The organism is Flavobacterium granuli, from assembly GCF_900129705.1.
GTDB classification, from domain to species: domain Bacteria; phylum Bacteroidota; class Bacteroidia; order Flavobacteriales; family Flavobacteriaceae; genus Flavobacterium; species Flavobacterium granuli.
Genome location: NZ_FQWO01000011.1, coordinates 103,167 through 124,364, shown reverse-complemented (window position 1 = coordinate 124,364; position 21,198 = coordinate 103,167). Strand labels below are relative to the sequence as shown.

General features: G+C 34.9%; 11 protein-coding genes and 1 pseudogene. 3 read left to right on the top strand and 9 right to left on the bottom strand.

The genetic code is table 11. The features are described from left to right. Nucleotides 1-971: 971 nt before the first annotated feature. Both BUB25_RS13530 and BUB25_RS13525 read right to left on the bottom strand, forming a co-directional pair. Nucleotides 972-3,026 (bottom strand): AAA family ATPase, encoded by a 2,055-nt coding sequence (locus BUB25_RS13530; RefSeq protein WP_072945251.1) that lies wholly within the window; start codon nucleotides 3,024-3,026, stop codon nucleotides 972-974. A gap of 27 nt (nucleotides 3,027-3,053) precedes the next feature. Further along, nucleotides 3,054-3,326 carry a MerR family transcriptional regulator gene (locus BUB25_RS13525; RefSeq protein WP_072945249.1) on the bottom strand — a complete coding sequence of 91 codons (273 nt, stop codon included), beginning with the start codon at nucleotides 3,324-3,326 and terminating at the stop codon, nucleotides 3,054-3,056. 60 nt (nucleotides 3,327-3,386) lie between these two features. Between BUB25_RS13525 and BUB25_RS13520 the strand changes: the two are divergent. Then, a pseudogene (locus BUB25_RS13520) lies at nucleotides 3,387-3,902 on the top strand (DNA polymerase III subunit alpha); the annotation flags it as partial. 146 nt (nucleotides 3,903-4,048) lie between these two features. On the opposite strand, the gene BUB25_RS13515 reads toward BUB25_RS13520, so the two are convergent. The 7 genes from BUB25_RS13515 to BUB25_RS13485 form a co-directional block, all read right to left on the bottom strand. Beyond that, nucleotides 4,049-6,124 (bottom strand): protein-disulfide reductase DsbD family protein, encoded by a 2,076-nt coding sequence (locus tag BUB25_RS13515; RefSeq protein WP_072945247.1) that lies wholly within the window; start codon nucleotides 6,122-6,124, stop codon nucleotides 4,049-4,051. 151 nt (nucleotides 6,125-6,275) lie between these two features. Beyond that, nucleotides 6,276-7,754, bottom strand: a complete 1,479-nt coding sequence (locus BUB25_RS13510) for a hypothetical protein (RefSeq protein ID WP_139256917.1) — start codon at nucleotides 7,752-7,754, stop codon at nucleotides 6,276-6,278. 163 nt (nucleotides 7,755-7,917) lie between these two features. Beyond that, complete coding sequence (locus BUB25_RS13505; RefSeq protein WP_072945243.1) at nucleotides 7,918-9,021, bottom strand: hypothetical protein; 1,104 nt, start codon at nucleotides 9,019-9,021, stop codon at nucleotides 7,918-7,920. Between the two features lie 36 nt (nucleotides 9,022-9,057). After that, nucleotides 9,058-10,524, bottom strand: a complete 1,467-nt coding sequence (locus BUB25_RS13500; RefSeq protein WP_170066908.1) for a RagB/SusD family nutrient uptake outer membrane protein — start codon at nucleotides 10,522-10,524, stop codon at nucleotides 9,058-9,060. Nucleotides 10,525-10,567: 43 nt separating this feature from the next. After that, entirely contained in the window at nucleotides 10,568-14,221 is a 3,654-nt protein-coding gene (locus tag BUB25_RS13495; protein ID WP_072945240.1) for a SusC/RagA family TonB-linked outer membrane protein, read from the bottom strand. Between the two features lie 84 nt (nucleotides 14,222-14,305). After that, entirely contained in the window at nucleotides 14,306-15,505 is a 1,200-nt protein-coding gene (locus tag BUB25_RS13490) for a FecR family protein (protein ID WP_072945239.1), read from the bottom strand. Between the two features lie 313 nt (nucleotides 15,506-15,818). Further along, nucleotides 15,819-16,376 (bottom strand): RNA polymerase sigma factor, encoded by a 558-nt coding sequence (locus BUB25_RS13485; protein ID WP_072945237.1) that lies wholly within the window; start codon nucleotides 16,374-16,376, stop codon nucleotides 15,819-15,821. 466 nt (nucleotides 16,377-16,842) lie between these two features. Here BUB25_RS13485 and BUB25_RS13480 point away from each other — a divergent pair, with 466 nt between their 5' ends. Next, nucleotides 16,843-18,285: a TlpA family protein disulfide reductase gene (locus BUB25_RS13480; RefSeq protein ID WP_170066907.1), complete on the top strand. Its 1,443-nt coding sequence runs from the start codon at nucleotides 16,843-16,845 to the stop codon at nucleotides 18,283-18,285. 155 nt (nucleotides 18,286-18,440) lie between these two features. Then, entirely contained in the window at nucleotides 18,441-21,137 is a 2,697-nt protein-coding gene (locus BUB25_RS13475; protein ID WP_072945233.1) for a M16 family metallopeptidase, read from the top strand. The last annotated feature ends 61 nt before the right edge of the window (nucleotides 21,138-21,198 follow it).

The following is a 21,198-nucleotide window of genomic DNA, read 5'->3' as shown; positions in this document are numbered from 1 at the left end:
TTAGATATGTCTTTATTGATAAAGCACTAAAAATTTATTGTTTATTTTAATTCATTTTACGGTTTTTCCTACTTTAGATTTAGCACTGGCAAAAATCACAACTATTGTTTTAAATTAAAAGATATTATTTTTTAATTATGTCTTCTAATGCGTCTATAATAATTTCAGGGGAAATATTTTTTGCTTCTATTGTAGGTATTGTTTCTACATTATTTAATGGGCGTTGTATTGTCCTAGTTCTTGTTCCTACTACATCATCTAACTGGCCAAGTCCACAATAATATGTAAACATACAAAAAAGCAATAGAAAGAAAAATGAGGAAAACCGTAAATGGATAAAAAAAAGAAGAAAAATAGTGAAGAAAAATTAAGGCAGTATTGGTAACTTTTTTTGGGATAAAAGATATTTAGTTTAAAAAAAACTAAAAAAAAACGGATTTATATGGCTATTTGAGTGTAAACTAGAACAGCTAGTTTACTAAAATACTTTGAAAAATACTGATATTACCCAATTGTAGAAGAAAAATAAAAAATGTTTGTTATGTTTTTTGGTTACCCTGCCTACCCCTGTCAATATGAGCAAATTGATTATTCTCCTTTTTTACAACAGGTTCAAACCACGTTAAAAACAATTCTTCTTCTCGAATTCTTAGTTGGTATTGTTCGTTATTCTCGGTGATGGTTTACCCTGCTAAGGTGCATGCTGGTTTATTTGCCATAGCAATAAAAAAATGACCCGCTTGCAGATCTTACGGTATGCAGAGCGGGTACTGTTGGTGCAAATATAAAATTGTTTTCTAAAATGTCAAGTTTCTTTGTATTGATACTAAATAAGGGTGTATAATTAATGTGTCAATGTACCAATGTACCAATGTACCAATGTACCAATGTGACGATTTGAAAATGGGGCATGGTATCATGGTATCATGGTATCAAAATGTATAGGGGTTTGATACCAATGATACCTGATACTAAAAAGGGATATCACTGTCAGGATCGGTTTCTTCTTCATTTGTAAGCGGATTTGTTAATCGATATGAACCATTGCATTGTTCTATTAATCCGAACTTTACCAAATTTGCATGTGCCCTCTTAGCTGTCGGAACACTTTTACTTGTGATTTCACAAAATTGCTTCACAAAGCTACCATAAGAGACTAATTTGTTAGCAAATATAGTTTCTGCGGTTTCTTCTAATTCAATGTACTTGTCTTCCTTGTTATCAAAATTGGGTTGTGTTCCTAATTCATTGGTAGGTATCATTCGGCCTGTATTGGTAAACAAAAAAGTTTCTTCTGAGAAATTGAGTTCTAACGAATTCTGTTTGTATTCCTTGGGGCAATAATTTCCTTTTACGACCGTGAAATATCTGGTATTCCCCTCCCCTTCCGAGAGTTGAATGGCCAACCTTACTTTTTGGACCAGACCGGCTCCGCCCTGAATGTGTTCCTGGCCCGGAGCAATGCGGTAGGCTCCTTTGTTGATGTGGTGCACAAACAGGATCAGGCAATTGTGATTTTTGGCAATTTTATCAAAGGTTTTCACGGTGTTACGCATCGCCATATTGTTGTTGCTGTCGCCCCCTTTGAAAATATCACCGAAACTGTCAATCACCACCAAATCGACGGGTTCTGCTGTCAGGGCTTTGTCCAGTTCTGATAAGATTTCCTCCTGCCCCATCGTATCTGCAAACATAAAGCGCAGGTTTTCTTTGGCTTCTTTCCCAAGGCCAGTCATTTGTTTGTTTAACAGGAATCTTGTCGCTTCCAAGTTGTCTTCGGTTGCCACATAAACGGCCTTACTGTGAACGGGGTTGATTTTGAAATCTATAAAATCTTGTAATCCCAAAGCAATCTGAATGCAAAGTTGGCGGGCAAATTGGCTTTTGCCGGTGTCGGGTTTACCCGCTAGTACGGCTGAGCCTTTTTGGGGGAAAATGGGTTCCATCAGGTATTGGGGTTCCACATTTCCCATAGCCATCAATTCGACGGCATTGAAGATTGTCTTTTCGGTATTTAGTGGTTCGGAGGCCGGTACCATCAAAGAAGAATTGATTAAGGTTTCGAATTCTTCTACGGCTGCAGCAGTACTGAAATAATCTGAAATATCTTTTCCATTATTCGCCATTTCCGGCAGGACTATTCGATAGAATCCGTGGGTAACGGAAAGGATTTGGGATTGTTTCAGACCCGTTTGGTCATTGTCATACAAGACAATCACTTTTTTAAAGCGTTGTCTTAATTCGGTCGCGATTTCCGTTTTCAGAGTTGCTGTTTCGCTGTTGAGACTAAAGGCATTATATCCCTGGGCCGCCAGACACATTACATCTTTCTCGCCGCCGGTAATAAAAACAATTTCAGCCTCAGATGGAAGTTGGTTCCAGCCAAACATAAAGCCGGGCTCTTTATCTCCCAGATAATGGAATTTGTATTTTTTCTCATCGAAAGGCTTGTATAGTTTAGTCCAATTCTCATTTTCGTAAGCAAAAATGAATTTGGTTTCGCTGCTTAGCACTTCATAGGGATGACCGGATTTACTGAGGGTATTGAATTTTGCCACTGCTGAGACCTTGTATCTGGTCAAGGTGTCAAAATCAATTTTGAATTTAGCCCAAAAGTCCAATTCGTTTTGGGTAAATGCTCTTTTTACTATCGAAAATGATTTGGCCACTTCGCTCCTCTTTTTGGGAATCCTTTGTTCATCTTCTGACGAATTCCTTTCTATAAATAAGTTCAGATCGTTATTTATAACTTCCAAAGCTTCCGGAAATGATTTGTTTTGAAGTTTCATGACCAGGTCAAAACAACTGCCGTCGTCGCCAGTGGCGAAATCTTTGTACCTCCACTCCCCTGATCCCATAGATGGAAAAATATTAAAAGAGGGTGTTTCCTGGCTTTGGGTCAAAAACGGATTGCTGATGTTTTTAGCAGCCAATAATCGGTCGGAATTATGAAATGGTTTCAGATAATAATTGAGGATTTCATAGGAATTTACCTTGGCTAAAATGCTTTCTTTTGTGATGCTCATTCTGGCAAGTTTAGGTAGGTTAAACAGCTATTTTTTGAACGCTCTATAATTGTCATCGAGCATTTTGTTGATGTCTTTAATCTTATAGATAATCTTATGATTAATTTGGATATAAGCAATTAAACCTTGTTCTCTCCAGTTGGCAGCGGTACCGGGACTGATTTTGAACAGTCTTTGGAATTCGTCATTATCAATAATTACTTTATCGAAAATATTTTCCTGCTTTTTGGCAATTAACTTAGTGAGTTCTTCCAGGCGTTTTTCGATATTGGTCAGTCTTTCTTGAAATGGACGGCTCATGACTATTATTTTTTAGCATTAATATTGATTAAAGCCAGATCAATATCAGAGCGCTTGTATCTGATGAGGTTTCCCGTTTCCTGTACCGTATTTGATTTACTGCAAACCAAATACCGCGGAGAGGTCATGGCCAAAGATTTAATCAGTCATCATAAAAAGCAAGTGAAGATGTTGGCCTATCTGATTTCGCGCAAGCAAGTCCCCACCACAAAGGGGAATATGTATTTCGGTACTTGGATCGATAACGAAGGAACTTATTTTGATACGGTGCATTTTCCTGATAACCTACTAAAATTCCCTTTTCAAGGGGGTGGCTGTTATTTGTTATTAGGTACTGTAGAAGTAGATTATCATTTTCCAATGCTAACCATCTCAAAAATGGCAAAGATGCCTTTTGTTCCTAATCCTCGTTATATGGATGCCAAGGATCAATACAAAACCCAACAACAAATCAAGGAAGATGTGAGCAGCACAAATCGCGCACCATACCCTCACGGACATGAGATTAATCTGCCAAGGCAGAAAATGAATACAACTAACGATTATTACTTACCACTAGATACAAAAAATAAATAATTAAAAGATAGCTTAATTTTTATTTGTATATCCACAGTCTAAATACACCAAAAACCACGCTCTCAATGGCGAAAGAGAACGCGGCTTTTTTTATGTCTTAGAGTTCAGAAATTCAATTCCTGAATCAGTACAGAAAATTAGAATTACTATTTAAAAAGAGCTAATCCCTCTTTTAACCAAGTTAAATACTCTTCGACATTAGGATTATAAGCAGTTGGTTCATTTAACTTTTTACCCTCATGATCAACCAAAACATAAAATGGCTGGGCATTTGTTTTATAAGTAATAGTTTGGAATTCGCTCCATTTTTGTCCAATATACTTAATTTTCTTCCCTGTCAATTTAGAAACTACTCTCTCACTTTCTGGAAGTTCTCTTTTATCATCTACATACAAAGAAATTAAAACCAAATCACCATTTAATATTTTTTGGACTTGCTCATCTGACCAAACTTTGTCTTCCATTTTTCTACAGTTCACACAAGCATGCCCTGTAAAATCAATCATAGCAGGTTTTCCTATTTTCTTGGCATATGCCATTCCTTGGTCATAATCGGTAAATGCAACAATATTATGAGGACCAAACTCAGCGCCTTCCGGCAAAACCGATGCCCCTTCTTTTGATACAGAACCTCCCCCAATACCATTAGGCATTTCGCTATAATTCAACGGTGGCGGAAAACCACTTATCATCTTTAAAGGAGCACCCCAAATACCGGGAATTAAGTAAATCGTAAACGATAAAACGATAATCCCAAGACTTAATCTTCCCACACTAATATGCGTCAAGGGACTATCATGAGGCAATTGTATTTTTCCAAATAAATAAAAGGCCAAGGTTCCAAAAATACCAATCCAGATAGCCAAAAAGGTTTCACGTTCCAGCCAATGCAATTGTAAAACTAAATCAGCATTCGATAAAAACTTGAAAGCCAAAGCCAACTCAAGAAAGCCTAAAAAAACTTTCACGGTATTCAACCAGCCGCCCGATTTTGGTAACGAATTCAACCAGCCCGGAAAAGCAGCAAACAAGGTAAAAGGTAAGGCCAAAGCCAAAGAGAAACCAAACATCCCCACAAATGGAGCGATTCCGCCTCTTGAGGCTGCCTCTACCAATAAAGTCCCAACGATAGGGCCTGTACATGAAAATGAGACGATTGCCAGAGCTAAAGCCATGAATACTATTCCTATTATTCCTCCTTTATCTGCCTGATTGTCTACTTTATTAGCCAATGAACTAGGCAACATAATCTCGAAAGCTCCCAGGAACGAAAAGGCAAAAACTAATAGCAGTAAAAAAAACACGAGGTTAAACCAAACATTCGTCGAAAGCGCATTAAGCGAATCGGCCCCAAAAGCCCAAGTAACCACTGCTCCCAGAAAAATATAAATGGCGATGATGGAAAGTCCATAAAAAACAGCTTTTCTAATTCCTTCAGATTTGGTTTTACTTTGTTTGGTAAAAAAGCTCACCGTCATGGGAATCATCGGAAAAACGCAAGGCGTGAGCAATGCCGCGAAACCCGAGAAAAATGACAATATAAAAATAGTCCATAAACTCTTGGATTCTTCTCTACTATTTGGGGTTCTGTCTTCGGCTGATTTTACAGGAGCTGTTAGCTCTTGAACCGTCGTTACTGTATCATTTTCTACCGCTACCGAGCTCGTATCAACTTGTGCTACTTTTTCGACCGTCGTTGCTGAATTTTTATCTGCTGCTGTTACAACGGGAATCGTAGTTTTGGTCGTGCTGACTCCGGCACCGGCAACAGGGGTAATACTGAAAATTAAATCCTCATAGGTTGGAGGTAGACAATTTGTATCATCGCAAACCATAAATTCCACTTCGGCTTTTACTTGAAATGGTTTGCTAGCAATAACCTTGATTCGTTGCTTGAAAGTGGCTTCTTTTTCAAAAAACTTGATTTGCATTTCAAATACGGGGTCATTGACCGTTTTTCCTTTATCTTCTTTTACGCCTCCAAGCAATTGGAAATCGGTTTTTTTAGGAAAAGTAAAACGAGTTGGGATTGGTCCTCCTGCAGCAACTGTTTGACTGTACAAATGCCATCCGCTTTCTATAGTGGCTTTGGCTATTAATTCAAATTCGGTGTCCGAAATTTTTTCGACACTCGTTTTCCATTTTACAGGATTGTATACTTGGGCCTTTACAAATATTGAAAACAATAAAAAAAAGCTTAGTACAAATACATTCTTTTTCATGGGTTAAATTTTAAAAAAAAGAGGGTTGAATAGCAAAAAACAACCCTCTACATAATCCTCTATAAAAAAAATCAGTTACTAATTCAAAATAATTAATGATAGGGGAAAAAATTTATAATCATTTAATAAATACTTTTAAATAACCAACTCTTTAATCGTAGATAAAAGTAAATGTTTCAGACTTTCCTATATTACTAGAAATGCTACTCCCTCTATAAGTCTTCGTTACACTGACAAGAGTTCCCTCTGCATCAGTCTCATAACTATAAGCAGGTTCTTCTAAATAAGTAGAAATATATCTCGAACTTGTATGAACTGTGCTGGTCATGATATATTTACTCCAAAAGAGATCGTTAAATATAGTAGATAAAACAGATGTCGTTTCTGCAAAAGGGGGGAAGCCTTCAATATAAGTAGGCAACAAAATAGGATCATAATCTACCCTATGCTGTCTTCTCAAATCATCAGCTACTTGATAAGCTTTCATATTTTGCCAATACTCACCAAATATTTGTTCTCCCAAACCAAAAGGGTCAGAATAATAGATATTGCTCACTGTTGCTGTTTTAAAGAATGATGATACACTTCCATCTGCTCTATAGACAAAATTTTTATAATCAGTGGTTTTGGCCCCCTCAACAGTTGAACCGTCGGCAAAAAATGAAGTTATTTGGTTTTCAATAGTTGACAATTTTTTAGTACCTGCAACATAGTTATAAAATACTTTTTGCTCTGATACTTTTACTCCATCTGCTCCATAGTTTTTATAAACCAGTTTATCTACCATATTCAAAGCGTTATAATTAAACTCGTGACGGAATAAAATCCCATTCGAAAATTTATAATCTAATGTAGATAAATTACCGGTAGTTGGATTGTAAATAAGATCCATATTGATGATATTATTATCAAGTCTACGGAAAATGATTCGACGAGGTTTCTTTATATTGGCTCCTTTTCGAACAGTAATAGTAGTGGTTGATTCCTGTCCCTTATCATCTTTAATTATGATATCAATGTGGTAATCAGTATCCGGCTGCAAATTACCCAGAAAGACAATTTTCTTCAATGGCATTTCTTTAATTGGGCTAGACGGGGTGAAAGAATATTGTTCATTCCCTTCAAATAAAATCTTAATAGAACTTATATTATTAAGTCCACAGCTGACCAAACCTTTAACATAATAGGAAGGTGCCACAACAGCCAGATTTGTTCCTCCTACCAATTTAATTTCAGGAAAAGAGAACTGCTTAACCGCAATTCGAATTCCTTGGTTAAAGCTGCGTAAATCTTTATCTGTCACTTTAATAATGTAGTTCAATACCGTATCCTTATCAAAAGATCTTAAATCCACCTGATAATTGAAATTAAAGTTCTTTTGTCCGTCATAATCATGTACTTCGTCGACTACATTAAAATTGACTGCGTCCAACAATTCAATAAGTTTCACACCGTTTGGCACATTCATTTTCATTTTTATATTATAAAAATCGGCCGTGTCACGACGAACTTCTGCACGCTGATCTCCAATTTCGAATCCCGGATCCGGGAAGATTGGATCTTTTTGGCAGGCATGAAGCAATAACATTGCCATGATAGCAAATGTTACTATATAAATTATTTTTTTCATATGTTACTATTTATTGTTTTTTTTTAAGATCCTAAGTAATTCGCATATCATTATTGGTGTTTCTCTCATCGTTTATTATTTTGTTTTAGTATTCGATGATTTTCAATTGCGACCAATTATCGGTTATGCTCCTTTCATAATTGAAGCTTTTAGTAATTTAAGATTAATTCATTAACACTTGCAAAGCAGGATTGAATGCTACTATATCACCCCCCCATCCCTGAAACATGTTAATTAGCAATCGCATGTTATTTTTTGTTACAGCAGGGAAAGCATTGATTTCGGTAGCGTTGCGATGAATCATTTCATTCAGATAGCTACGCACATCTTTCTTTAGCCCGGAAACAAATGAATAAGTTGGTCTGAGTCCTTTGTCATACTTCAAAGCAGGACTTATTGTATTTCCAAGCTCATCTTTGTTCACAGTAACTGTCCCTAAACCTATACGACCATTAAAAAAATATTTGGCATCAATAAAACCTTTTGAAAAAAACCAGTTTTTATCGATAATCTGAATTGTTTTTTCTGGCCCCTTATTTAATTCTGCACGATAACTTGTTTCCATTATCTGACCATAATAAGGAGCTTTTTCTTCATAAAATTCTTTAGGTACAAGATCATACAAATTATGCATATCCATAATACGAGACAAAAAGACATAAAAATTATCATTTTTAACTTTATTAGTCGTTGCATTAATAATGTCCTCATTAACATTAATCACAATCGAATGTCTATTATAGACTGAATATAAGTCGAATTGCCCAGTAGAACTAATCCTTGAGTCAGACTCTGAGATTGGCTCCTGCAAAACATCTTGTCCTGCATAAATTGACTCGCTTAATAATACCTTATAAGGCATTTTGGAAGCAATAAAACTATTTGGTTTGAAATATTTGAATAATGATTCGTTAACAAAAGTCAAGGCTGCATCTACACGCGTCTGATAGGCCGCTGTGTTTTCTGCAGGGAAATTACCATTGGCATCAAGGAAGTTACTTTTTATTTGAGGTATTTCAACAGCTGCCCATTTTGTGGCCGCTGCAGCGGTTTCTGCTGAATAAACAAAATCTAATGTGGCATTGTATTCGTACAATAAACCCAGATTAAAATTATCTTTTAAATCTTTGACAATAGGTTTTGACAAATCGATTTGTGTGGCAACTCTATCGACATCTTTAAGAGAAGCGGTCAAATCCTCCTCTCCTTGACAAGCTACAAAAACAGTACTTAAAAGTACTCCATATAGCAAACATATTTTTTTCATAATATAAATTTATTTATAATTAATGGCTTCATCCCCCTAATTTATGATAATCACATTATCAATTGAAGGTATTTTCTCATATCTCTCATTATTTCTAATAATAGGATTATTTTCACGTTCCTTTAAAGGAATAGGTAAAGTATAATTTTTATCATCAGAAAACAGAGTATAGGTCTCTGTACCTATTTTTCGTCCATCATCACCTACCAAGCTAAAGACATGTTTTATTTCCGGACGATTTTTCATTCGTCTTAAGTCAAACCAACGGTGGTGATCTTCAAAACACAATTCTTTACGTCTTTCAGTTAGAACATATTTTAAAACCTCTTGTGGGTCAGTTGGGTAAACAATTCCTGAAACATTACTATAACGTGATGCTTGCAATGCTTTAATATCATTAATCGCATTTGCAACATCTCCTTTCTGTGCATAGGCTTCGGCTCTGTTAAGATAGGCCTCGGCAACCCTAAAATTGGCATAGCCCATACTAGTGAAGTAATTAGGTTCATATTTTTTTGTACGATAATAAAAACGTCCTGTTCCATCATCAAAAGCTTTAAAAAACGAATCTTTTCGATTATCATTAGCGTCATATAAATTGATAAGTTCTTTATTGGCATAATATTCTGCTACAGTGTATGCCACAGTCGGAGTTCCGAATCCAGAACTAATCAATTTCATCAATGGAGCTACTGTATAATAAGAGTACAGCACTTCACTATTTCCAGCTGTAATAAAAGGCACGTTTGCGGTCATTCTAGATAAGCCTGCTTTTGCTATTACGGCGTTGGCATTACTTATAGTCTCATCCCATTTTGCCTGATACAGTTTTACTCGCGACATCAATAAATCACAGCTTGCCGATGATGGATGCCATTTTGATTTAACCAGTCCACTTTTTTGAATTAACTGTTTTGCATTCGTAAGATCACTTTCTATAAAAGCATAACATTCTGCAACGGTATTTCTTGAATAACTAACTTCTACACCAATTCCTTCTCTCAGAGGGACTCCAAGCTCAGCATTGGCTGTTGCCGAATTATAAGGCTGTCCGTACAAGTTAACTAAATTAAAATAAGACATAGCCCTAATGAAATAAGCTTCACCTTTTATAAAATCCTTTTCCTCTTGCGTTCCATCGGCTCCATCAATTAAATTCAACACATAGTTGGCAATAGCTACATCTTCGTACATTTTTTGCCATGCATCGTTGATAGTAGACAATTGGTTTCCTTCTTCATCAATTTCTATCTCACGTTGCCATGTAAATGTTGTTTTCATACTATTTTTGGCAGATGATAAAGCTTTTGGATCTTCTATCATATTATCCGTCATATAATCAACGGTTCTAAAAATAGGGTATTCAGCATTAAATTCTTTAAGGAGCAATGCTGCAAATTGGTCTGTTTTTTCAGGCACTAATTTATCCTGATCTACTTCGTCTAAAAAATTACTACAACCAAAAAACGGCAGTAACATTACTATATATATTAGTTTTTTCATGTTTTTTTTGTTTAAATGATCCATTCTTTTTCTAGTATTTTGTTTAAAAACTCATGTTCAAACTAAAACTATAGGTAGCTAAACTTGGCATACCAAGACTTGATACCTGCTCAGGATCTTGACCATTAAGTTTTTTATCAAAAGCCCATGCATGCAAATTACTTCCTTGTAGTCCAAGAGTAAGGCTTTTGACAGCTGCTTTAGCTAAAACTTTGGATGGTACGGAATACGAAAGTGTAACTGATTGAAAACGAATATGATCTCCGTTTACAACTCGCGCATCACTATTGTCGTACATCCACCATGCATTTTTACCATTTGGCACAGTCCATCCCATATTGCTAACGTAAACTGAATTTAGACCATCGGCGCCGGCACTACCTACAAATCTCATATCGTAATTTGTTATTGCAGGAATATTCGTCAACGCTTCGTCTCCTGGTTGTCTCCATCGGTCATTAAAGGCGCTGTTCATATTTTCATAAGGCAATGGTAAATTCTGGTTTCCATTATACAAACTTAGCAAACGGGTTTTATAACCTAATTTATAGGAAAAACTAGCAGATAAACTAAAATTACCGTATTTAAATTCGCTACCAAATCCCCCATAAAATTTAGGAGAACGAGTCCCTTCATAAACTAAGGCTGCTTTCAAATGATCTTCTCGAGACGCATTAGGCATATCTAAGTTTTTAAAAGTAGGAAGTCCTTTATCGTTTAAACCATCGAACTGGTAAGAAAAGAAACCTGAAGTAGGAAAGCCTGAACGATAAATATTTCCAGATAAATAATTGTTAACTGTCAATGATTGGCTTACACCTTCCTCAAACCCTTTTAAAACACGATCTACATCATGAGAAAAATTGAAAGAGGTATTCCAAGCAAATTTCTCTAGTTTGATGTTTACCGTACGGATTCCAAACTCAAAACTACTTACATCTTTACTTCCAGCATTATAAGATTGAATACCTGTACCATTTACTAATGATACCGGTCTGCTAATAAGTAAATCGGTACTTTTTGAATAAGCATAGTCCAAAGCACCACTTATACGACCGCCAAATATGCTATAATTCAAACCTAAATTGAGCGTATTGGTCTTTTCCCATCTCAAATTCGCATTTGGAAAAGTTTGTAAGTTAGCTGTTGTTTCCGGGTAATACATTACGTCATTACGTCCGTAATTACTAATAATCAGGTAAGGATTTGAATTAGGCATAGTTCCTCTAATACCATAAGAAGCACGTAGAGCTAACTCATCAAATACGTTGTTTTCAGATAGAAAAGATTCATTGTGGATATTCCATCGCGCAGAAGCAGACCAAGTTGGCTTAAATTTGTAACGTTGATATTGACCAAAAGCATTTGAGCCATCACTTCGGACATTAAAATTGGCAACATAACGATTATCATACACATAATTGAAAATCCCGAACATTGACAAGCTATTTTGTATTCTATCAGTTATTGATGGGTATACTGAATTGCTGCCTTTGGTATTAAGCCATGAAATCATATTTTCGTAACCACTTACTGGCAGCGCTATAAATGATCTACCTTGCGAATGGTTATATCCCGGCACGGTAAAGCCTTGAGCTCCCCAATACTTAGTTGAATTTACTTCTTGCCCAAAATTGATATTGAACACATGTCCACCAGTTAGGGATTTACTATAATTAAGTTGATTACGCAACAGGTAACTGGTCTGACTCACCATACCTCCTGTATAAACCCCTCCAAAAGGCACAGTTGCATAACCATTTACTTGATTTTGAACCAATTCTTCAAATTTGTCGTAGGTACGCAATTTTGCCACATAGTAGGTGTCTTCAGTAATCCATTGCTCATTTAAGTTGGTCGTATTACGATAACTTGCCAAACTTGTAAAACGGAAATTATCCAGAAACTTCCAGCGTAACTGAGCAGAAATATTGAAATCTTTATTATTCACATTGCGCTCAGAATTATCCATTTCTCTCAAAATATTATACCTGCCGTATTTAATCGTACCAGAATTTCTAAAGATTTCTTTACTTTGGTAGAAATACTCTCCATTATCATCGTAGATAGGTATAGTACGACTGGTATAATAGGCTTCATTAAAAGGATTAATGGACGAATGGTTGTATTTTGCATTTTGCACTGAACCACTGAACTTAAATGACAATAATACATTCTCTCTTATATCCAAATCTATATTTGAAAGGGCTGTAATTCTATTCAAATCAACTCCTCTTTCTGTACCTTGTTGGTCATCATATCCTAATGAAAAATAATAACGAGCATTTTTGCTACCGCCGCTAGCATTTAAAGAATGTTTTTTTAGAACAGAGGCACGATATAACTTGCCAAACCAATCCGTATTTAAAGTCTCCAAAAAGGAAACCTTATCTTGAAATTGTTGAGAAGTAAATGTCCCATCCCAAAGATTCATTAAAGCGCCTTCATACCCTAAGCGATCCACATTTGCATAATTAGCTGTGAACCCAAGGTTACGTTCATACATCTCACGCGAGACGTCTATTCGTTCCTTTGAATTCATTAGGTTAAAATCAGAATAAGCTGGTGGTTGTACAAAACTGAATCCTGTAGAATAAGACAATACCGGCTTCCCTTCTTTTCCTCTTTTTGTTGTTATAACGATAACACCACTGGCCGCACGCGTACCATAAATAGCTGTTGCCGAAGCATCTTTAAGGATATCAATTTTAGCAATATCATCAGGGTTGATACCAGTCAAAGCGTTACCAATTATATTAACGTTATCAAAACTGTTAATCTGATCAGCAGTCAAAGGTACTGGATCTTCATAAATCACACCGTCAATGACCCAAAGTGGGCTTTGATTACCTGTAAAGGTACTCCCCGCACGTATACGAATTTTAGCTGCTGCTCCCGGAGTAGTACTCAAGTTAGAAACCATTAAACCTGCCGCTTTACCTTCCAACATTTGATCAACAGTCAAGGCATTAACTATATTCATATCCTTTTTTTCTATAGAAGAAATAGCAGATGTTGATTCTCGCTTATCGATTATTTGGTAACCTGTAACAACAACGTCTTTAAGTTGCTCAACGTCTTGCATCATACGTACCGTAAGATCTGTTTGATCATTTAATCTAACCTCTTGTTTTTCATAACCTACATAAGAAAAAACAAGTGCCTCAGCAGTTTCTGATACCGTAATAGAAAACTCTCCATTAGCATTTGTCATTTCGCCACGAACAAAGCCCTTTGACACAACAGTAACTCCTGGCAATGATTCCCCTGTATTAGCGTCAATTACTTTCCCTGTCAACTTCCTTTGTTGTTTTTTTGGCTCTACTTTTGTTTCTTCATTCTTAATAATAATAGTATCACCCACCAAAGTAAAAGTCAAATTAGTATTAGCAAGCACTTCTTGCAACACCTCTTTAACAGTAACATTACTTTTATCAATAGTAATGCTTTTTATTTTGCCAACATTCGCTTCATTAACAAAAAAACTATAATTGGTTTGTTTTCTAATTTCCTCAAATAATTTTGAAGCGCTAACGGATTTTAAATTTAGCTTAACTCGCTTAGTTTGCGAATAAGAACTAGCTGAAACAAATAGCACTAATCCTAAACTTAAAAAAAAGGATCTTCTCATATTGATCCACAGTTCATTATAGCCACAAGAATGCCAGAGAGCTGTTATTAATCTCTTTTTTTTCATACTTTTATAAATTGGTTTATTGGTTAATTATGTGTTTATTAATTTAGAATACTAGAAAAGGGAAGCGAGCGATGATTTCTTTTTTTATCTCGTAACATAGACCACCTTGTTATCTTTAATTTTAATACGAACAGACATTTCTGCTTCAACAACTTTTAAAATATCGGCCATGTTTTTATAACGAGGTAAATCACCCGTGAAATTTATTTTCTTAATACTTTCATCGGTAATAACAATATCGACATTATACCAACGCGATAATTTTTTAAAGAAAGATTCTATTGGCTCTTTATTAAAAACAAAACGTCCTTCTTTCCAAGAGGTATACAAATCGGTTTCCACCTTTTGCTTGTAGGCACCATGATTAATCTTATTAAGAACTAACTGGTCATTTGGCAACAAAAACTCCTTAATTTTAGAGTGCCCCTTAACAGTACTTTCTACCTTTACTTTTCCTTCAACAAGTGTGGTTACAATATTAGCATCATCCTGATAGGCAGAAACATTAAAATGAGTTCCAAGAACTTCAATATCCTGATTATCTGACTCAACAATAAAAGGTTTAGCCTTATTGTGAGCAACCTCAAAATATGCTTCCCCTTTTAAGCGAACTCTTCGTTCTTTTTCAGAAAAAGACACAGCATAAGTCAATTCGGTATCTGAATTCAACCACACCTTAGTACCATCTGACAAAACCAATTGATATTCTCCTCCTCGAGGAATCTTCAAAGTGTTTACAGCTGCTGCCGTACTTTTACTCTCTTTACCTTCATTATAGGATAAAATGCCTTTCTCATTTTCAATATTCATACTCCCTTGAGCAATAACATTCACGTTAGTATTGGCTAAATTAACCTCCTTACCGTCTGCTAAGATCAGTTTAGCATGCGGCGAACCATGAGCAATATTACTCTGAGATACCGTTTGGTAACCCTCCTCAAAGCCCGCTTGTTGATAATTTAAATAGGCAAAAAAACCAATTGCTAAAACAGCAGCTATTGATGCTATAGCTCTAAAGAAATTCATCCTTATAACCTTAGGTTTTCTGTTAGCATTGTCCATATAGACAACAAACTGCTCCCACTGCTCAGAGGTATTCAAACGATCCCTTTTTTCGTTCCAGTCTTTAAATGCATCGGCATTTAATATATCCGTCTCGGTTTCTTTATTAGCAGCTACTTCCTCCCATTGCTGTAGTCTTTGTTTTTCCTCATCAGTTAGTGTACCAAGCAGCTTTCCAACTAAAAGTTCCGATTGTTTTATTTGTTCTTTTACTTTTTTCATTGCGTATTAGATTATGACAAAATTCATGTCGTCTTAATTAAAGACGCATATTTGACTTTGAGGGTGACACCAATTGTTAAAAAAAACAAAAAATTTATAAAATAAGATTTAGAAAATAATGTACAACCAATTTAACTGTCTTTTACAGCTGAAGGATTTTATAAAAACGCGCTTTTATACTCGACCTAAATCAATCTGCTTTAATTAAAGGTTGACAGCTTTAGATCTTATTCAAAATAGTATACTTTAGAATAAATTTTAAAAACGTATGAATTGAGAAACACAAATTAGATCTAAGAGATGGGAGAATGATTTAAAAAAATCGAATAAAATTAGTTAACAATAGCATTACAAACTGATGTCCAAGATTTTTTCTTAAGGATTGATAGGCTCTCCTTTTAGTTGTCTTAACGGTATTAATGGTTATTCCCATTTCGTCTGAAATATCCAAATTACTATAACCTTTCAATGTCAAATCAACAACGCGTGCTGCCTGAGGGGACAGATCTTTAATTGCCTCTCGCAATAATTGATAGGTTTCTTCTCTCAGGACTTCATTAAGAAAAGATTGCTCTGCGATGAGCATTCCATCATCAACAGGAGTATTAAGTATTTTTTTTTCTTTCCTTATAATACTTATACAAGCATTTTTAACAAGAATATACAGATAGGCACGTAAAGCATTTTCATCAGTAAATTCTTCATTAGCTTTGTTCAATAATTTCACAAACGCTTCCTGAGCCACATCCTTTCCTTTTGCATCATCTTTAAGAATACGCCCTGCCAACAAACAGATTGCAGGAAACAGGCGTTCAAACAATGATCTAAATTCCTGACTGTTGTATTCTATTATTTTTCCCGCTACTATCATTTACCTGTATTCCTTAATTTGAGCTAAGGTGCAATAAGATTAAAGTTTAATTCACAAAAGCTTAACAATTCAAGTTGTTTTTTTATACAAAAAAGTCGTAAATATAATATTTTTCCTGATTCTGCGGCAGGAATGTTTTTTTATGAATAGGTTTCTAGACAGGAAAAAACCAGATGAGCTACGATTCCTATTCCCTCAAAGATAATAAATACTATCTTGAAAACCTATGCAGAGAGCTACAGTCAAAGCGAACATTTCCATGTAAACAAATGACCGGACAGTATCAACTACGAAAATGAAAGCGGATACAATATGAACAGCTCATTAATAAACTCCTCCTATCCCTCTAACTAAAAAACATCATTAAAAATTAATTACATTAAGATGTCACTCTCTTGATGTTTTAATGCGTTTTAATTCTAATACCTATCTAATTCTAAACTAAAAAACCAAAATATTTATGAATATGAAGAAATACATACTATTCGCAGTAGCGATAACGTCTCAATTGATTACTTCTCAGAATGTAGATCCAGTCAAAAAAAACAAAATCACACTTACGATAAAAACAGATTCTGAAAAAGAAAATAGTGCTTCTATTAGATATTATGATAATTTATGGGGAGTGCAGGAAACTTTCCCAAAAAACAACCAGAACATCATTGATATTACTAAAGAAATTTCCCATACCGAATTATTAACAACAACCATACAAAGTATTGGCTATTCATTTAATTTTTACTTAGAAAAAGGAGATAACCTATCTATTAGCATCAAAAATCAAAAAGCTACCATTGAGGGTGACAGTAGAGAAGCCAAACAAAACAGATTCTTACAGAGCCAAACTCCAATCAGAACTGAACTTCTTCGCTATTATAATGAATTATCGCTCTATGAAAAAAAGGTAAAAAAAGGAGAGTCTGCCAAAAAACCAGCACCAATTGATGTCAATGTTTTGTATCAAAAACTGGATAATATGGTAAATGAATTCAAATCTTCCAATAAAAATATTTCACAATCTTTCGTCCAATTTATCGAAATGGACACCAAGTACTTCAGAATAAAAAATGAATTACAGATGCCAAACTACGCTGTAAAAACCTATCACTCTTTTAACCCGCAGGATATTGTCAAACTGGAAGAATGTTTAAAAGACTCCAACACTGAAAATGCAATACTCTCTATGTACTATCGTCAAGTTTTATCAGCTTACATTGATTATTTACGCATTAATGATCCAAAAAAACTATTAGGAGACGGCAAAGATTGGATGGTAAATGAAGTAAAAATTGCTAATTACATACCAAATTCCACTACCAGACAATTTATAGTTGCAGACAATCTATATGCCTTACGCTACGAAAATGGTAAAAATCCTCAATATATTGAAACTGTTTCTAAATATGCAGGGCAATGGGCTCCATTTATCATCAAAGAAGCACAAGAAATAAAAGGGAAATCGGGCAGAAAGCAATATGATAATGCAGCAGAATACCCATTATTGACTGGGATTGATACAAAAGGAAATAAAGTTTCTCTAGAGGACTTCAAAGGACAATGGGTATATATTGATTTATGGGCAACATGGTGTGGTCCTTGTAAATTCGAAGTTCCATATCTCGAAGAATTAAAACATCGTTTAAAAGATTATAACATCGTATTTATCGGTATCTCAATTGATAAAAATGAAGACAGGGGGAAATTATTAGACATGATCAAGAAAGAAAATCTTGGAGGAATCCAACTTCAAAATTCCAATGTTGACGAGGTTTATTCTCAACTGGCGGTTATGGGCATTCCTCATTTTGCAATTATTGATCCTAACGGAAAACTATACCTTAATAAAGCACCTAAACCTTCCACAGGCATCCCTGATCGTTTATTAAAAAGCCTGGTAAACAAAAAATAAACCGTTTACAAAGTGTCTTTCAAAAACCAATTATCATAATTGACAACTAAATCTATCAAATTATATACACCATGCGACTAACTCGACTGAAAAATATTTCACTAGTAACCATGCTATTTTTTTGTATAAGTTATTTCTCTTTTGGACAAAACAAAATGGAGATTCCTCCACAAATGACTATAGGAAAATTAAGCAATGGACTAAGCTACTACATCCTTCCGAAGGGCGATAAAGGCAAGGTTCGTTTGACTTTGATATCCAATACCGGAGCATTGGCAGAAACTCCGGAACAACATGGATATGCGCATATTTTGGAACACATGGCTTTTAACGGAAGTAAAAATTTTCCGGGAAAAGCTAGTTCTGATGCACTGGAAGATATGGGAATGAGACAAGGAAAAGAATATACGGCCGCTACATCGACTATAAATACCCAATATGATTTGTACATTCCGGAAAACAACTTGGAATACATGCGTAAAACTTTTCTTTTATTCAAAGATTGGATCCATGATTTGGAATTGAATGAAAAGTCTCTTGAAATGGAAAAAAAAGTCATAATCGAAGAAATGAATCTCGGAGGAGGAGGATCTACAGCATCGCCTTTTTTAATTGGAACCAAAATGGACAACCATGACGTATTGGGAGATAAGGAATCTATCAATTCTGCAACTGCTGAAAATTTGCGAACATTTTATGAAAAACATTATACACCAGATCAATTAGCAGTAATTGTTTTTGGCACAATCGACAAAAACAAGGCAAAGCAAATGATTGAAGAGATATTTTCTAAAATACCTGCTTCAACTTCTAAAATAACCACTAAATACCCTGATTTAACTCAGGAAACTATAGTCGATGGTGGTTATACATACAGAGATCTTTCAAAAGAAACCAGTCTAACCATTGCTTCAAAACGAGCCTCTTTTGTTATCGATAATTATGAAAATCTTAAACTTTCTTACATTAACAGAATATTTTCTGAGATGCTTGAAAAACGTCTTGAACAACTATCCAACGGGACAATTAGCCAATCAAATGTAAATATCACAACATTAATGCCCGGAAATCAAATAACTAATGTTCGTTTGAGAAATCCAAGAGGGACAAGTTATAAGCAAATGTTCGATACATTTTGCTCCGTATTAGCACAAATAAATCAGTATGGCTTTTTGGAGAATGAAATCAACTATTATTCAAATAATATCTTGACAAGAATAGAAAAGCAAAAAAACACAACCACACTTTCTTATTCAGCAGCCGAAAAACATTTTCTATCAGGAGGAGATATACCCCTAACAGGGCAAGAAAACCATAAATATTCCCAGCAAATATTCAAGGAATTGAAACCAACGGATTTTATTCAAGTAGTCGATAATTTTATTCATGACCATAAAACCATATTTTTTGACAGCACCTCAACAGCTTTCTCACCGGATTTTACTCGCGAGTATATCCTTAAAAAACTAAGCGCGGTCGATCAATTAAAAACAAGCCCTTATGAGTTTAAAACTCCTTCAGCAGTAACAAGGCTAAGTCCTAATCTTTCTCAAAATCTTGCGATTAAGACCGTTACAGTAGCCGACAAAAAACCTGCTAAATTAGAAAAAAGAATTCCTTTGGCTGAAAATCTAATCTTATTGAAATATAAAAATGGTTTTTCTGTAATTCTAAACAACACGCCCCGTGAATACACAGTCATAAAGGCAATTGCAAAAGAAAACTTAAATATAATACCAAAAGGAGACAGAGAATATTTTAAAAACTCTTTAAACTTTATTGATGGTGGCTACGGAAATTACAACTCAAAAGATATTAATACTTATGAAACGTCTTTGGGAATATTAAAAAAAACAACCCTGTCTAACAATAATTTCGAATATAAAGTATCAGGATTACCTGAAAATTTCGATCAAATTATTAAGATATTCAATCTCTCTATAACAGACGCTTATAAACAAGACGAAGCTGTCTTTAATAGAAAATTAAACTCTTACTTAAAGGTAAAAGCAAAAGCGGAAAACGATTCTACTTTTGTTGAAAATAATTATTTACCAACTATTTCTGACGAAAAAGACACTACTAATATTGATACGGCAGCAGAACGTTTTTTTAATTATAACCAAATATTAAAAAAGGACTTGTCATCATCATTGATTTATATTTCAGGGACTTTACCTAAAAACGCCGTAGAACTAGTTTCAAAATACATTGCAACTATTCCAGTTTCTAAAATAAAACCTTTCAAAACTGACAGTACCCCACCTAGCCTTCCATCAGGAATCATTAAAAACGAAATAAGCTGGAAACGTCGGGGATGTATGGTAATTCACTTATTTGATCGTATCCCCACTAAGCCGTTAACATTCAAAGATGAATTAATCTTAGAAGCTATTGCCCAATATTCTAACATTAAAATGTTGCAGGTAATTCGCGAAAAATACGGTCTGGTATATTCAACCGGAACAACTGGAATTATAAAAAAAGAACCTTACGAACTTTGTACATTGAGTATTAGATATATGATTGATCCCCTTAATATCGAGCAATCGAGCAAAATATTACAAGAAGAAGTTTTAACACCTATGAGCACAGGACAAATTACCGACAGAGAGGTCCAACAACTAAAAGCTATACTTAAAACCACTTACATCACTTCTTTTTTCGATGAAAAACAAATTGAGGAAGAATGGTTGAACCGTAACATAAAATATAACACAGTACTAACCCCAGAATTTATTAAAAACACCATTAGCAGCATTACTGCCGAAGATATTAAAAAAATGATGAAGGAAGTAGTTGACATGAAAAACTATCATCTAACAATTAGAAAATATGAAAAAAACAACTAAATAGATTTGGATATACCTTAATCTAAAAGTCGCAATGGAACATTTCTGTTGCGACTTTTTT

What these genes read in the sequence shown, in the direction of transcription:
- BUB25_RS13530 (WP_072945251.1), bottom strand. Translation starts at nt 3,026, where the DNA reads ATGAGCATCACAAAAGAAAGCATTTTAGCCAAGGTAAATTCCTATGAA.
- BUB25_RS13525 (WP_072945249.1), bottom strand. Translation starts at nt 3,326, where the DNA reads ATGAGCCGTCCATTTCAAGAAAGACTGACCAATATCGAAAAACGCCTG.
- BUB25_RS13515 (WP_072945247.1), bottom strand. Translation starts at nt 6,124, where the DNA reads ATGAAAAAGAATGTATTTGTACTAAGCTTTTTTTTATTGTTTTCAATA.
- BUB25_RS13510 (WP_139256917.1), bottom strand. Translation starts at nt 7,754, where the DNA reads ATGAAAAAAATAATTTATATAGTAACATTTGCTATCATGGCAATGTTA.
- BUB25_RS13505 (WP_072945243.1), bottom strand. Translation starts at nt 9,021, where the DNA reads ATGAAAAAAATATGTTTGCTATATGGAGTACTTTTAAGTACTGTTTTT.
- BUB25_RS13500 (WP_170066908.1), bottom strand. Translation starts at nt 10,524, where the DNA reads ATGAAAAAACTAATATATATAGTAATGTTACTGCCGTTTTTTGGTTGT.
- BUB25_RS13495 (WP_072945240.1), bottom strand. Translation starts at nt 14,221, where the DNA reads ATGAAAAAAAAGAGATTAATAACAGCTCTCTGGCATTCTTGTGGCTAT.
- BUB25_RS13490 (WP_072945239.1), bottom strand. Translation starts at nt 15,505, where the DNA reads ATGAAAAAAGTAAAAGAACAAATAAAACAATCGGAACTTTTAGTTGGA.
- BUB25_RS13485 (WP_072945237.1), bottom strand. Translation starts at nt 16,376, where the DNA reads ATGATAGTAGCGGGAAAAATAATAGAATACAACAGTCAGGAATTTAGA.
- BUB25_RS13480 (WP_170066907.1), top strand. Translation starts at nt 16,843, where the DNA reads ATGAAGAAATACATACTATTCGCAGTAGCGATAACGTCTCAATTGATT.
- BUB25_RS13475 (WP_072945233.1), top strand. Translation starts at nt 18,441, where the DNA reads ATGGAGATTCCTCCACAAATGACTATAGGAAAATTAAGCAATGGACTA.